The organism is Telluria antibiotica, assembly GCF_011682055.1.
Taxonomy (GTDB): domain Bacteria; phylum Pseudomonadota; class Gammaproteobacteria; order Burkholderiales; family Burkholderiaceae_D; genus Telluria; species Telluria antibiotica.
On sequence record NZ_JAAQOM010000013.1, the window covers coordinates 118,403 to 133,276 of the forward strand.

Genomic DNA, 14,874 nt, shown 5'->3' on the forward strand with positions numbered 1-14,874 from the left:
CATTTACTGGCGATAATTGCATGATTATAATTGGTAGGTTAAATCCACGACAGTGCCGCGCCATCCCGGCCGCGGCCAGCATGAGGAAACCAATGCCTGCTTTTCTCTCGATGTCCCTGCGCCCGCGCGGCGCCGCCCCGTTCGTTCTTCCCCTGACACTCGCCGCGGCGCTGCTGGCAGGCTGTTCCCGCACCGAGACGCCGCCCGAGGACGTCCGTCCCGTGCGGGCCTTGACCCTGGCGACGGGCGCGGTCGGGTCGACGACGGCATTCTCCGGCGACGTGCGGCCCCGCTACGAGTCGCGCCTGGGCTTTCGCGTCGGCGGCAAGATCAGCGCGCGCAAGGTCGACGTGGGCACCGTCGTCAAGCGCGGCCAGGTGCTGATGCAGCTCGACCCGCAGGACCTGCGCCTCGGCCAGGCCCAGGCCCAGGCGAACTTGCGGGCGGCGCAGACGAACTACGAGCTCGCGCGGGCAGACATGAAGCGCTACCAGGACCTGCGCAGCCAGAATTTCGTCAGCCAGGCCGTGCTCGACCAGAAAGTGGCGGCCGCGCATTCGGCGCAGGCCAGCATGGAGGCGGCGCGCGCGGCCGCGCGCGAGCAGTCGAACCAGACCGGCTATGCGAGCCTCGAATCCGACACGGACGGCGTCGTCACCGGCATCGATGCCGAGGTGGGGCAGGTCGTGCAGGCCGGGACGCCCGTCGTGCGCGTGGCCCGGACGGACGAGAAAGAGGTCGTGATCGGCGTGCCGGAAGACCAGGTCGACCAGCTGCGCAACGTGAGCGACGTGAAGGTCAAGCTATGGGCGGACCCGAACCGCAGCATCGCGGGCAAGATCCGCGAAGTGTCGCCCGTCGCCGACCCGGCCACGCGCACGTACACGGTGAAGGTCTCGATTCCCGCGCAGGACGACGTGCGCCTCGGGATGACGGCTGTCGTCCAGCTGGTGCATGCCGCCGGCGCGGCCGGGATCAAGGTGCCGCTGTCCGCGCTGTACCAGAACAAGGGCGCCACGTCCGTCTGGGTGATCGAGAACGGCGCCGTAAGACTCGTGCCCGTGCAGGTCGCGGGCGTTGCCGGCAACGACGTGCTGCTGGGCGGCGGCGTGAAGCCGGGCCAGGCCATCGTCACGGCCGGCGTGAACCTGCTCAAGCCCGGCCAGAAAGTGAAGATCCTCGCGGCCGACGTGGCGCGCCGCGGCGACGCGGAAGCGGAAGCGAGTGGTAGAACGGCCCCGGCCGGCGGGGCGGCCAAATGAAGGGCTTCAACCTGTCGCGCTGGGCGCTGGAACACATCCCGCTGACCCGCTACCTGATCGCCGCGCTGCTCATCGGCGGCATCGTCAGCTACGGCAAACTGGGCCAGGACGAGGACCCGCCGTTCACCTTCCGCGCGATGGTCATCACCGCCTACTGGCCCGGCGCCACCGCCGTCCAGATGGCGCAGCAGGTCGCCGACAAGCTCGAACAGAAGCTGCAGGAGACGCCGTACGTCGACAAGCTGCGCAGCTTTTCCAAGCCGGGCGAGACCACGTTCATCCTCGAGCTGCGCGAATCGGCGCCGCCGAAGGACGTGCCGGGCGTCTGGTACCAGGTGCGCAAGAAGGTCGGCGACATCGCGGGCACGCTGCCGCAGGGCGTGATCGGGCCGTTCTTCAACGACGAATTCGGCGACACGTACGGCTCCATCTTCGCGCTGTCCGGCGACGGTTTCACCTATGCCGAGATGCGCGACTACGCCGACTTCGTGCGCCAGCAGCTGCTCGCCGTGCCGCTCGTCTCCAAGGTCGAGCAGTTCGGCGTGCAGCAGGAAAAGATCAACATCCTGTTCTCGCAGCAGAAGTTCGCCCAGCTGGGGGTGCCGTTCGAGCAGATCGTGAACCAGATCGCCACGCAGAACGGCATCGAATCGGCCGGTGTCCTCGTCACGCCGCTGGAAAACCTGCAGGTGCGCGTGACGGGCGGCCTCAAATCGATCAAGCAGCTGGAAGACCTGAGCCTGCGCGCGGGGAACACGACGTTCCGGCTCGGCGACTTCGCCACCGTCCAGCGCGCGTACGAGGATCCGCCGCACGACAAGATGCGCTTCAACGGCAAGGACGTCATCGGCCTTGGCGTGTCGATGGAGAAGGGTGGCAATATCATCGAGCTGGGCAAGGGCCTTGAAAAGACGGTCGACCGCATCAGGAGCCAGCTCCCCGTCGGCATCGAACTCCAGCGCGTGTCGAACCAGCCCGCGGCCGTCACGGCATCCGTCGGCGAGTTCATGCACAGCCTGATCGAGGCCATCGTCATCGTGCTGGGCGTGTCGTTCGTCGCGCTCGGACTGCACAGCAAGCCGAAATTGCGGCTGGACGTGCGTCCCGGCCTCGTGGTCGCGCTGACGATTCCCCTCGTGCTGGCGATCACCTTCCTGTTCATGCGGATTTTCGACATCTCGCTGCACAAGATCTCGCTCGGTGCGCTGATCATCGCGCTGGGCCTGCTCGTCGACGACGCCATCATCGCCGTCGAGATGATGGTGCGGAAGATGGAGGAGGGCATGTCGCGCCTGGACGCCGCCACGTTCGCGTACACATCGACCGCGTTCCCCATGCTGACGGGCACGCTGATCACGGCGGCCGGCTTCCTGCCGATCGGCCTCGCGAAATCGGCGGCCGGCGAATATACGTTCGCGATGTTTTCCGTGAACGCGATCGCGCTGATCGTGTCGTGGGTCGTCGCCGTCACGTTCACGCCGTACATCGGATTCATTTTGCTGCGTGTGCAGCCGCACGGCAGCGGCCATCACGACGTGTTCGATACCCCGATGTACCAGCGTTTCCGCCGGCTCGTCGACCGTTGCGTGGAGTGGCGCAAGACGACCATCGCGCTGTCGCTGGCCGTGTTCTTCCTCGGCGTATTCGGCTTCAAGTTCATCGAGAAGCAGTTCTTCCCGGACTCCAGCCGCCCGGAGTTGATGGTCGAGATGTGGACGCCGGAAGGCACGAGCTTCGCCGTCAACGAGACGCTCGCGAAGAAGTTCGAGGCGTTCGCGCGCGCGCAGCCGGAGACGGACAGCGTGACGTCGTACATCGGCACCGGCAGCCCCCGTTTCTACCTGCCGCTGGACCAGATATTCCCCGCGTCGAACGTGTCGCAGTTCGTCGTGCTGCCGAAGAACGTGCACCAGCGCGACGCGTTGAAACGCAAGATCGAGACCCTGTTCAGGAACGATTTTCCCGAGGTGCGGGGCAGGGTCAAGCTGCTGCCGAACGGGCCGCCGGTGCCGTACCCGGTGCAGTTCCAGGTGATGGGCCCGGACATCGGCGTCGTGCGCAAGGTCGCCGACCAGGTGAAGGAGATCATGATCGCCAACCCGAACACGGTGGGCGTGAACGACAACTGGAACGAGTCCGTGAAGGTGCTGCGCCTCGACCTCGACCAGGACAAGCTGCGCGCGCTGGGCGTCACGTCGCAGGCGGTGCGCCGCACGGTCGCCACCGTGCTGTCCGGGACGACGGTCGGCCAGTTCCGCGAGAGTAACCGGCTGATCGACATCGTCGTGCGCCAGCCGCTGGACGAGCGCTCGAGCATGTCCGTGCTCGCGAACACGAACGTGGCGACGCCGTCCGGCAAGGCGGTGCCGCTGTCGCAGCTGGCGCGCATCGAATTCGTGTGGGAGCCCGGCGTCGTGCAGCGCTACGGCCGAGAGTGGGCCATCATGGTCCAGTCCGACGTGGTGGAGGGCGTGCAGGGGCCGACCGTGTCCGACCAGGTCAACGCGAAGCTGGAGGCGGTGCGGGCGAAGCTGCCGGCCGGCTACCGCATCAAGCTCGAAGGCGCCGCCGCGAACAGCTCGACGGCGGAGGAGTCGATTTCCGCGAACGTGCCGCTCGTGCTGTTCATCGTGTTCACGTTGCTGATGCTGCAATTGCACAGCTTCTCGCGTTCCGTGATGGTGTTCCTCACGGGCCCGCTGGGCATCGCGGGGGCGGCGATGGCGTTGCTCGTGTCGCACGAGCCGTTCGGCTTCGTCGCGAACCTCGGCGTGATTGCGCTGTTCGGCATGGTGGTGCGCAATTCCGTGATCCTCGTCGACCAGATCGAGAAGGACATCGAGGCCGGGCATCCGGCGTGGGAGGCGATCGTCGAGAGCGCCGTGCGGCGCTGCCGGCCGATCCTGCTGACGGCGGCCGCGGCCGCGCTGGCGATGATCCCGTTGTCGCGCTCCGTGTTCTGGGGCCCGATGGCCGTCGCGATCATGGGCGGCCTGGTCGTGGCGACGGCGCTCACCCTGCTGTTTTTGCCGGCGCTGTATGCGGCGTGGTTCCGCGTCAAACGGCCGCCGGTCAAAGCCTCCACCGTCGCCAACGTTTGAATTGCGGTAGGGTGGGCACCCTGTGCCCACGCGAACGGTTGCGTCACCCATGCGTTACGCGTGGGCTCGGGGAGCCCACCCTGCGTAAACGGCTGAAATTCTTGGTGAAATTAACCGTGGCACACGTGAATTAAAATGTGCCCAATGGTGTCAGAAAATCCAGTAAAATATCGGGTTGAAGTTGTAGCCCCTAGACATTGGATTCAGGGCGGCCGGTTTCATTGTCGGGCGCCCTTTGTTTTTGTGGCAAGATCAGCAATCCTGCGCGAGGATGGCGAAATTGGTAGACGCACCAGGTTTAGGTCCTGACGCCAGCAATGGTGTAGGGGTTCGAGTCCCCTTCCTCGCACCACGAACAATTATTTTTTTGGACGATTTTTACAATGGCAACTGCAGTCGAAAACCTGGGTAAACTCGAGCGTCGCTTGACTCTCTCTTTTCCGCTGAGCGACGTACGTACGGAAGTTGAAAAGCGCCTCAAGAGGCAGGCCAAGACCGCACGTGCGCCGGGCTTCCGTCCGGGTAAGGTGCCGATGAAGATGGTGGCGGCCCAGTACGGCTACCAGATCGAATCCGACGTGCTGAACGACAAGGTTGGTCAGGCGTTCAGCAACGCCGCTTCCGAAGCCCAGCTGCGCGTTGCCGGCATGCCGAAAATCGAACCGAAACAGGACGCACCGGAAGGCATGCTGGCCTTCGACGCGACCTTCGAAGTCTATCCGGAAGTGTCGCTGCCGGAACTGGCCAACGTCGAGATCGAAACGGTCAAGACCGAAGTCACCGATGCCGAGATCGACAAGACCATCGACATCCTGCGCAAGCAGCGCGTCCACTACCACACCAAGGGCGAAGCCGGTGAGCATGGCGACGGCGGCGAGCCGGTCGCGGCGAACGGCGACCGCGTGACGGTCGACTTCGTCGGCGTCATCGACGGCGTCGAGTTCCCGGGCGGTAAGGCCGAAGACTACGCCTTCGTGCTGGGCGAAGGCCGCATGCTGCCGGAATTCGAAGCGGCGACCGTGGGCCTGAAAGTGGGCGAAGCGAAGACCTTCCCGCTGGCCTTCCCGGAAGACTACCATGGCAAGGACGTGGCCGGTAAAACCGCCGAGTTCACCATTACGCTGAAGAAGCTGGAATGGGCGCACCTGCCGGAAGTCGACGCCGAGTTCGCCAAGTCGCTGGGCATCGAAGACGGCAGCATCGAGAAGATGCGCGAAGACATCAAGGTCAACCTGGAGCGTGAAGTCAACGCCCGCATCAAGGCCCGCAACAAGGAAGCCGTGATGGACGCCCTCGTCAAGCACACCGAGATGGACGTGCCGAAGGTCATGATCGAGCAGGATTCGGAGCGCCTGGCCGAGCAGACCCGCCAGGACATGGCCCAACGCGGCATGGACGTCAAGAGCCTGCCGTTCCCGGCCGACCTGTTCGCCACGAAGGCCGAGCGCCGCGTGCGCCTGGGCCTGATCCTGTCGCAACTCGTCCAGGAGAACAACCTGCAGGCCACGCAAGAGCAGGTGAAGGCCCAGATCGAAGACTTCTCGCAGAGCTACGAAGATCCGAAGGAAGTCCTGAAGTACTACTACAGCGACCGTCGCCGCCTGGGCGAAGTGGAAGCTCTTGTATTGGAAGAAAACGTCGTTAACTATGTGCTCGGCAAGGCAAAGGTGACGACCAAGGACATCGCCTTTGACGAACTGATGGGAAGCGTCGCTCAGGCATAACTTCCTTGATGGGGCCACAGTTTCTCGTGGCCCCGCAGGGGGCTCGAGAAACCGTAGCGAGCGGAAGGAGTTTTGGCAGAGAAGCGCAGCCGTACAGACGTACGGCGAGCATCGGAGGCCAAAAATCCGACGCGTAGTAGGTTTATCGCGCCCCCTTAACTTCTCGAAAAGGAATTGACAGGTATGAATCGTAATCCGGCATTGGATACCCAAGCCCTCGGCCTCGTGCCGATGGTGATCGAGCAGAGCGGCCGCGGCGAGCGCGCCTACGACATCTACTCGCGCCTGCTGAAGGAGCGCGTGATTTTCCTGGTCGGTCCTGTCAACGACCAGATGGCCAACCTCATCGTGGCCCAGCTGCTGTTCCTGGAAAGCGAGAATCCGGACAAGGACATCTCGCTGTACATCAACTCGCCGGGTGGTTCCGTGTCGGCAGGTCTCGCGATCTTCGACACGATGAACTTCATCAAGCCCGACGTGTCCACGCTGTGCACGGGTCTGGCCGCCTCGATGGGTGCCTTCCTGCTGGCGGCAGGCGCCAAGGGCAAGCGTTTCTCGCTGCCGAACTCGCGCGTGATGATCCACCAGCCGTCCGGCGGTTCGCAGGGCATGGCGTCGGACATCGAGATCCAGGCCAAGGAAATCCTGTACCTGCGCGAGCGCCTGGCCCGCATCATGGCGGACAATACCGGCCAGACGATCGAACAGATCCACAAGGATACCGATCGCGACCGTTTCATGTCGAGCGAAGAGGCCGTGGAATATGGCCTCATCGACAAGGTTCTCACGAACCGCGGCTGAGGTTTTCCGCGCGGTGTTTAACATCGCGCGGGCTACCGGACAACTGTTGCTCAAATACGCCCGGACGCGACAGCGCTTCGGGCGTTTTGTTTTCAAATCGGGTAGCATGACGATGTACGCCCTTGTTGCGTACTCGTATTAGCGTTATATTCATAGCAATTCAACTGAAACCTGCCCCATGTCAGACAAAAAATCCTCTAGCGGCGAAAAACTCCTGTACTGCTCGTTCTGCGGCAAGAGCCAGCACGAGGTGAAGAAGCTCATCGCTGGACCTTCGGTCTTCATCTGCGACGAGTGCATCGACCTGTGCAATGACATCATCCGCGACGAGACCTCGAACGTCGAATCGGTGGCGGGCGCCAAGTCCGACCTGCCGACGCCGCACGAGATCGCCGAACTGCTCGATCAATATGTCATCGGCCAGCTGACGGCGAAACGCATCCTGTCGGTGGCGGTCTACAACCATTACAAGCGCCTGAAGCACCTGGGCAAGAAGGATGACGTCGAACTGGCCAAGAGCAATATCCTGCTCGTGGGTCCCACCGGTTCCGGCAAGACCCTGCTCGCACAGACGCTCGCGCGCATGCTGAACGTCCCGTTCGTGATCGCCGATGCGACCACGCTGACGGAAGCCGGCTACGTCGGCGAAGACGTCGAGAACATCATCCAGAAGCTGCTGCAGAGCTGCAACTACGAAGTCGAAAAAGCCCAGCGCGGCATCGTCTACATCGACGAAATCGACAAGATCTCGCGCAAGTCCGACAACCCGTCCATCACCCGCGACGTGTCGGGCGAGGGCGTGCAGCAGGCGCTGCTGAAGCTGATCGAAGGTACGATGGCTTCGGTGCCCCCGCAGGGCGGCCGCAAGCATCCGAACCAGGATTTCGTGCAGATCGACACGACGAACATCATGTTCATCTGCGGGGGCGCGTTCGACGGCCTGGACAAGATCATCCAGAACCGTTCGGAAAAGAGCGGCATCGGCTTCGCCGCGAGCGTCAAGAGCCAGTCCCAGCGTTCCGTCAGCGACATCCTGATGGAAGCGGAACCGGAAGACCTGATCAAGTTCGGCCTGATCCCGGAACTCGTTGGCCGCCTGCCCGTCGTGGCGACCTTGTCCGAGCTCACGGAAGATGCGCTGATCCAGATCCTCGTCGAGCCGAAGAATGCGCTGATCAAGCAATACTCGAAACTGCTGGAAATGGAAGGCGCCGAATTGGAAATCCGCCCGGCGGCCTTGCACGCGATTGCCAAGAAGGCATTGGCGCGCAAGACGGGTGCACGCGGCCTGCGTTCCATCCTGGAGCATGCGCTGCTCGACGTGATGTATGAATTGCCGAGCCAGCAAAACGTCGTGAAAGTCGTCATCGATGAAAATACGATCACGAATGGCGCGAAACCTTTACTGATTTACAGTGAATCGCCGAAGGCCGCGGGCGAAAACTGAAAAATTTCCGGGCGCAAACACAACAAAGGTATTGAATCGCTGAGTTGAGGCGGTACAATTAATCTCAACAAAAGACGGCTTCAATCGAAAAGCCACTCGCGGCCGATGCTGTGTAGTGGCTTTTTTATTTGAATATTCGGTTTTTGTAGAAACGGCTAGTATTCGTATCAAGTTAAGATTTTTTACTTGTAGAAAATATTTCCGGGCCGGTATTGTGTTTCGACAGTGTGCTCCCACATCGTCTACACGCTTTCTATAAGGTATGCCATGACAACTTCCAAATTGACCGAGCAAATGACGCTGCCCCTGCTGCCCCTGCGCGACGTGGTGGTGTTCCCGCATATGGTGATACCGCTGTTCGTTGGCCGCCCGAAATCCATCAAGGCGCTCGAGGCTGCCATGGAACAGGGTAAGAGCATCATGCTCGCAGCCCAAAAGGCCGCTGCCAAGGACGAACCTTCCGCCGCGGACATCTACGAGATCGGCTGCGTGGCCAATATTCTGCAAATGCTGAAGCTGCCCGACGGCACCGTGAAGGTGCTGGTCGAAGGCGCGCAGCGTGCACGCATCAACCACATCAACGACGCGCCGAGCCATTTCATCGCCGACCTGACTCCGATCAATTCGGAAATCGGCGACGACTCCGAAGTCGAGGCGATGCGCCGCGCGATCGTCCAGCAGTTCGACCAGTACGTCAAACTGAACAAGAAGATCCCGCCCGAGATCCTGGCCTCGCTGGCCGGTATCGACGACGCCGGCCGCCTGGCCGACACCGTCGCCGCCCACCTGCCGCTGAAACTCGAGCAGAAACAGGTCATCCTGGAGATCTTCAACGTCGCCAAGCGCCTGGAGCACCTGCTCGGCCAGCTGGAAGGCGAACTCGACATCCTGCAGGTCGAGAAGCGCATCCGCGGCCGCGTCAAGCGCCAGATGGAGAAATCGCAGCGCGAGTACTACCTGAACGAGCAGGTCAAGGCCATCCAGAAGGAATTGGGCGAAGGCGAAGAGGGCGCCGACATCGAGGAACTCGAGAAGAAGGTGATTGCCGCCAAGATGCCGAAGGAAGCCCTTGAGAAGGCCCAGGCCGAGATCAAGAAGCTCAAGCTGATGTCGCCGATGTCGGCCGAAGCCACCGTCGTGCGCAACTACATCGACACCCTCGTGTCGCTGCCGTGGAAAAAGAAATCCAAGGTCACGATCGACCTGGAAAAGGCCCAGGAAGTGCTGGAGGCCGACCACTATGGCCTCGACAAGATCAAGGAACGCATCCTGGAATACCTCGCGGTGCAACAGCGTGTCGACAAGCTGAAAGCCCCGATCCTGTGCTTCGTCGGTCCTCCGGGCGTGGGTAAGACGTCGCTGGGCGAGTCGATCGCCCGTGCGACGAACCGCAAGTATGTCCGCATGGCGCTGGGCGGCGTGCGCGACGAGGCCGAGATCCGCGGGCACCGTCGTACCTACATCGGTTCGATGCCGGGCAAGGTGCTGCAATCGCTGGCGAAGGTCGGCGTGCGCAACCCGCTGTTCCTGCTGGACGAAATCGACAAGATGGGTGCGGACTTCCGCGGCGACCCGTCGTCGGCGCTGCTCGAGGTGCTCGATCCCGCGCAGAACCACACGTTCTCGGACCACTACGTGGAAGTGGACTTCGACCTGTCGGACGTGATGTTCGTGGCGACGTCGAACTCGTTCAACATCCCGCCGGCGCTGCTGGACCGGATGGAAGTGATCCGCCTGTCGGGCTACACGGAAGACGAGAAGACGAGCATCGCGCAGCGCTACCTGCTGCCGAAGCAGATCAAGGCGAACGGCCTGAAGGACGACGAGATCAAGGTCGACGAAGCCGCGATCCGCGACATCATCCGCTACTACACCCGCGAAGCCGGTGTGCGTTCGGTCGAGCGCGAAATCTCGAAGATCTGCCGCAAGGTCGTCAAGATGCTGCTGCTCAAGAAGGACAACAAGCGCGTCATCGTGTCGTCGAAGAACCTGGATAAATTCCTGGGCGTCCGCCGCTACGACTTCGGCGTGGCCGAGAAGGAAAACCAGGTCGGCCAGGTGGCGGGCCTCGCGTGGACGGAAGTCGGCGGCGACCTGCTCACCATCGAAGCCGTGCAGGTGCCGGGCAAGGGTGCCGTCATCCGCACCGGTACGCTGGGCGACGTGATGAAGGAATCGATCGAAGCCGCCCGCACCGTCGTGCGCAGCCGTGCGGCGCGCCTGGGCATCAAGAACGAGGTGTTCGAGAAGACCGACATCCACGTCCACCTGCCGGAAGGCGCGACGCCGAAGGACGGCCCGTCCGCCGGTATCGGCCTGACGACGGCGCTCGTCTCGGTGTTCACGGGTATCCCTGTCCGCGCCGACGTGGCGATGACGGGCGAGATCACCTTGCGTGGCGAAGTCCTGCCGATCGGCGGCCTGAAGGAAAAACTGCTGGCGGCGCAACGCGGCGGCATCAAGACCGTGCTGATCCCCGAGCAGAACGTGAAGGATCTCGCTGAGATTCCCGACAACGTCAAGAACAAGCTCGAGATCGTGCCGGTGCGCTGGATCGAGAAGGTGCTTGAAGTGGCGCTGGAGCGCCAGCCGCAAGCCATCGTCGACGTGCCCGCCGTGGCGTCCTCGGTGACCCCGACGGCTGCGGACAGCCAGAGCGAAGTCGTCAAGCACTGAGCCTGGCGATGCGTCGAAAGCGGCACCTTCGGGTGCCGTTTTTTTTGCCCTGTCGTTGCTCGCGCGTTACTTGACACAAGGCATTGTCGGCTTGTTTAATACGCCCTTGCGGTTTTTTGCCGAAGGCCAAACCGGCCGGGGCGCGGCGCCGCGTCCGAACGTATAACGAGGGAAGAAAGTGAATAAAACTGAACTGATCGAAGAAATCGCGAAGTCCGCGGACCTGACCAAAGCTTCTGCGGCGCGCGCCCTCGACGCGATGATCATTGCTGTGACGACGACCTTGAAGAACAACGACAGCGTGACCTTGGTGGGCTTCGGCACGTTCACGGTGGGCGAGCGCGCTGCGCGCACGGGCCGCGATCCGCGCACGAAGGAAGCCATCAAGATCAAGGCAGCCAAGGTCCCGAAATTTAAGGCTGGTAAAGCACTGAAAGATGCAGTAAACTAATGCCTCCGCTGCGCTGACACGCAGCAGGAAGCATCTGGTGGCGATGCCTCTTTCGCATTGCGCCATATGCGTAGTACCCAGTATTTCGTGGAGCGGTAGTTCAGTTGGTTAGAATACCGGCCTGTCACGCCGGGGGTCGCGGGTTCGAGCCCCGTCCGCTCCGCCACGAAATCTCGACCTTGCCGGTTGAGCTGCAGTGGTTGCGAGATACACGAATTTGGAGCGGTAGTTCAGTTGGTTAGAATACCGGCCTGTCACGCCGGGGGTCGCGGGTTCGAGCCCCGTCCGCTCCGCCAAGTTGACGAAAAAGAGGCGAACGTTTGTTCGCCTTTTTTTTTAAGTTTTCGATAACGCATTTTCAACCTTGATTGGCTGACCATGTTTGAATTTATCCGTACTCACCAGCGCCTGATGCAGTTCCTGCTGTTGTTGCTGATCCTGCCGTCGTTCGTGCTCGTCGGTGTCAGCAGCTACAACTCGCGCGGCGGCGCCGATGATGGCGTGGCGACCGTGGACGGGAAAAAGATCACCCAGCAGGAGTGGGAAGCTGCGCAGCGCCGCCAGCTCGACCAGGCCCGCCAGATGATGGGCGCGCAGTTCGATGCGAAACTCTTCGAGACGCCGGAAGCGAAGCAGGCCGTGCTCGACCAGCTGGTCGCCGAGCGCGCGCTGAACGCCGAGATCGTGCGCAGCCACCTGACCGTCGACAACGCCGCGCTGCAGAAGGCGATCCTGGAAATCCAGGCGTTCCGCAAGGAAGACGGCACGTTCGACATGGACCGCTACAAGGCGGCGCTGGCCGCGCAGGGCATGACGCCGGAGTCGTTCGACGCCCGCATGCGCCATGACATGACGGTGCAGCAGCTCGTGGGCTCCGTCCAGCAGACGGCGTTCGCGCCGCGTACGGTCGCAAACCGCCTGTCGGACATCAACGACGAGGAACGCGAAGTGCAGGAACAGCTGTTCCCGATCGCGAACTACGTCACGCAGGTCAAGGTCACGGACGAGATGGTGAAGGCGTTCTACGATAAGAACGCGGCGCTGTTCCAGGTGCCGGCGACCGTGAAGGCCGAGTACGTCGTGTTCGATCCGTCCGTCGTGGAAAAGCAGGTGACCGTGTCCGATGCGGAGGTCGCCGACGCCTACAACAAGAACAAGGCGCGCTTCTCCACGCCGGAAAAACGTACCGCCAGCCACATCCTGATCGCCGTGAAGAAGGACGCGCCGGCCGCCGAGGATGCCGCCGCGAAAGCGAAGGCGCAGGTCGTGCTCGATGAAGTGCGCAAGAACCCGGCCGATTTCGCGAAAATCGCCAAGCAGCAGTCGCAAGACCCGGGCTCGGCCGAGCTGGGCGGCGACCTCGGCGTCGTGCAGAAGGGCCTGTTCGACAAGCCCGTCGAAGATGCGATCTACGGCCTGAAGGAAGGCGAACTGAGCGGCCTCGTGCGGTCGTCGTTCGGCTACCACATCGTCAAGGTCACGAAGGTCGTGCCGGAAACCCAGAAGACGCTGGAAGAAGCGAAGCCGGAGATCGTCGCCGAGCTGAAGAAGGCCAAGCTGTCGGCCAAGTATTCGGAAATGGCCGAGACGTTCACGAACACCGTGTACGAACAAGCGGACAGCCTGAAGCCGGTCGCCGACAAGCTCGGCCTGACCATCCAGACCGTCGAAGGCCTGACCCGCAAGCCGAACCCGGCGCTGGGTGCGTCGCCCGTCAATAACGAGAAATTCCTGAACGCGATCTTCTCCGACGACGCCGTGAAGAACAAGCGCAACACGGAAGCCGTCGAAGTGGCGCCGAGCACGCTCGTGGCGGGCCGCGTCGTCGAGTTCAAGCCCGCGGCGCAGCGTCCGCTGGCCGAAGTGGACACCGTGATCCGCCAGCGCGTCACGCAGGAAGAAGCGGCGCGCCTCGCACGCCAGGCCGGCGAAGCGAAGCTGGCGGCCGCGAAGGCGTCCGGAGACGCGGCCGGTTTCGGCGACGCGAAGACGGTGTCGCGCACGAAGCAGCCGCCGTTCAAAGACACGGCCGCCGTCGCCGTGCTGAAGGCCGACGTGAGCAAGCTGCCGGCGTATGTGGGCGTCGACATCCCGGGCCAGGGCTATGGCGTGTACCGCATCGTCAAGGTCAGCCAGCCGGCGCAGCCGGACGTGGCGCGCCGCAAGCAGGAAGCGGAACAGATCGGCCGGGCCATCGGCAACGGCGAGACGTATGGCTTCGTCGAAGCGTTGAAGCACAAGGCGAAGGCGAAGGTCAACGTCAAGGCGGCGGACCTGGGCGCCAACAAGTCCGAATAAACCGGACGCGTCACACGACAACCCGGCCCGCTCGCGCGGCCGGGTTTTTTATTTCCGTGGCGGCTACAATCGGGGTCCGATCAATCACGTGCCCCCCACATGACCATCACCTGGACCGACACCCTCGACACCATCGACTGGAACGAACTGTCCGACCTGTATCGCAAGGCGCCGCTGGGCGACAAGCCGCCGGAGCGGTTGAAGATGGTCTTCTCGAACAGCATGTTCCGCCGCTTCGCCTACGAGGACGGCGTGCTCGTGGCGGCGGGCCGCGCATTGGCGGATGGCGCCGATTGCTCGTACATCTGCGACATCGCGATCCTGCCCAGCCACCAGGGCCGCGGGCTGGGCCGGGCCCTCATCGACCAGCTCGTCGAGCTGTCGCGCGGGCACGCGAAGATCATCCTGTACGCCGTGCCGGGCAGGGAAGGGTTTTATGCGCGCCACGGCTTCCGCCGCATGACGACGGCGATGGCCATCTTCCAGGACCAGGAAGGCGCGATGGCGCGCGGTTATCTGGCGCGGGAGTGAACCGGCCCGCGCCCGCGTTCAATACTGCTTGTACGGCAGGAACTTGCCGGACAATACGACATTGACACGGTCGCCTTTCGGATCGGGTTCGCGCTGGATGTCCATCTTGAAGTCGATGGCGCTCATGATGCCGTCGCCGAACTCTTCGTGGATCAATTCCTTGATCGTCGTGCCGTAGACGTTGACGATCTCGTACCAGCGGTAGATCAGCGGGTCGGTCGGGACGGCGGTCGGCAGCGAGCCCTTGTACGGCACGACCTGCAGCCATTTGCGCTCTTCGTCGGTGAGGCCGAACAGGTCGCCGAGGATGCCGGCCTGTTCCGCGGACGCGGTCATCTGGCCCAGGCACAGCGCCGTCGTCCACTCCTTCGACTGGCCGATTTTCTGCGCCACGTCTTCCCATTTGATGCCGTTGGCAACCTTGGCGCTGATGATTCTTTCGGTGACATCCATGCGGTTCATAAGCCTGCCTCTTTTTGCGGGTTGGGGAAAGGAAGAGCCAATGTACGCCGGTGCACGCGGCCGGATGCGATGTACGTCACCGGTGCGTTGCCGCGCCGTCACCGTGCATGCCGTGGACATT

At 62.7% G+C, this 14,874-nt stretch carries 10 protein-coding genes and 3 tRNA genes; 12 read left to right on the top strand and 1 reads right to left on the bottom strand.

What is annotated here, in order from left to right; genetic code table 11:
• Positions 1-92: 92 nt before the first annotated feature.
• The 12 genes from HAV22_RS20865 to HAV22_RS20920 all read left to right on the top strand — a co-directional run bounded on the left by HAV22_RS20865 (position 93) and on the right by HAV22_RS20920 (position 14,291).
• Positions 93-1,262 carry an efflux RND transporter periplasmic adaptor subunit gene (locus HAV22_RS20865; protein ID WP_229421341.1) on the top strand — a complete coding sequence of 390 codons (1,170 nt, stop codon included), beginning with the start codon at positions 93-95 and terminating at the stop codon, positions 1,260-1,262.
• Positions 1,259-4,363 (top strand): efflux RND transporter permease subunit, encoded by a 3,105-nt coding sequence (locus HAV22_RS20870; RefSeq protein ID WP_166861692.1) that lies wholly within the window; start codon positions 1,259-1,261, stop codon positions 4,361-4,363. The genes HAV22_RS20865 and HAV22_RS20870 overlap by 4 nt, the downstream gene beginning before the upstream one ends.
• A 265-nt stretch (positions 4,364-4,628) precedes the next feature.
• Positions 4,629-4,715 (top strand) — tRNA-Leu (locus HAV22_RS20875).
• Positions 4,716-4,746: 31 nt separating this feature from the next.
• Positions 4,747-6,087, top strand: coding sequence for a trigger factor (gene tig, locus HAV22_RS20880; protein ID WP_166861693.1), 1,341 nt, complete (start codon positions 4,747-4,749; stop codon positions 6,085-6,087).
• A 183-nt stretch (positions 6,088-6,270) separates the two neighbouring features.
• Positions 6,271-6,888 carry an ATP-dependent Clp endopeptidase proteolytic subunit ClpP gene (gene clpP, locus HAV22_RS20885; protein ID WP_166861694.1) on the top strand — a complete coding sequence of 206 codons (618 nt, stop codon included), beginning with the start codon at positions 6,271-6,273 and terminating at the stop codon, positions 6,886-6,888.
• Between the two features lie 178 nt (positions 6,889-7,066).
• Complete coding sequence (gene clpX, locus HAV22_RS20890; protein ID WP_166861695.1) at positions 7,067-8,335, top strand: ATP-dependent Clp protease ATP-binding subunit ClpX; 1,269 nt, start codon at positions 7,067-7,069, stop codon at positions 8,333-8,335.
• 267 nt (positions 8,336-8,602) lie between these two features.
• Positions 8,603-11,011: an endopeptidase La gene (gene lon, locus HAV22_RS20895; RefSeq protein WP_166861696.1), complete on the top strand. Its 2,409-nt coding sequence runs from the start codon at positions 8,603-8,605 to the stop codon at positions 11,009-11,011.
• Between the two features lie 178 nt (positions 11,012-11,189).
• Entirely contained in the window at positions 11,190-11,462 is a 273-nt protein-coding gene (locus HAV22_RS20900) for an HU family DNA-binding protein (protein ID WP_166861697.1), read from the top strand.
• 89 nt (positions 11,463-11,551) lie between these two features.
• Positions 11,552-11,628 (top strand) — tRNA-Asp (locus HAV22_RS20905).
• A 53-nt stretch (positions 11,629-11,681) separates the two neighbouring features.
• Positions 11,682-11,758, top strand: a tRNA-Asp gene (locus tag HAV22_RS20910).
• An 82-nt stretch (positions 11,759-11,840) separates the two neighbouring features.
• Positions 11,841-13,760 (top strand): SurA N-terminal domain-containing protein, encoded by a 1,920-nt coding sequence (locus tag HAV22_RS20915; RefSeq protein ID WP_166861698.1) that lies wholly within the window; start codon positions 11,841-11,843, stop codon positions 13,758-13,760.
• A 99-nt stretch (positions 13,761-13,859) separates the two neighbouring features.
• A complete protein-coding gene (locus HAV22_RS20920) occupies positions 13,860-14,291 on the top strand; it encodes a GNAT family N-acetyltransferase (RefSeq protein WP_166861699.1) in 432 nt (143 codons plus the stop codon).
• Between the two features lie 18 nt (positions 14,292-14,309).
• Here the strand turns inward: HAV22_RS20920 and cynS are convergent, their stop codons facing one another.
• Positions 14,310-14,753, bottom strand: a complete 444-nt coding sequence (gene cynS, locus HAV22_RS20925) for a cyanase (RefSeq protein WP_166861700.1) — start codon at positions 14,751-14,753, stop codon at positions 14,310-14,312.
• Positions 14,754-14,874 lie beyond the last annotated feature (121 nt).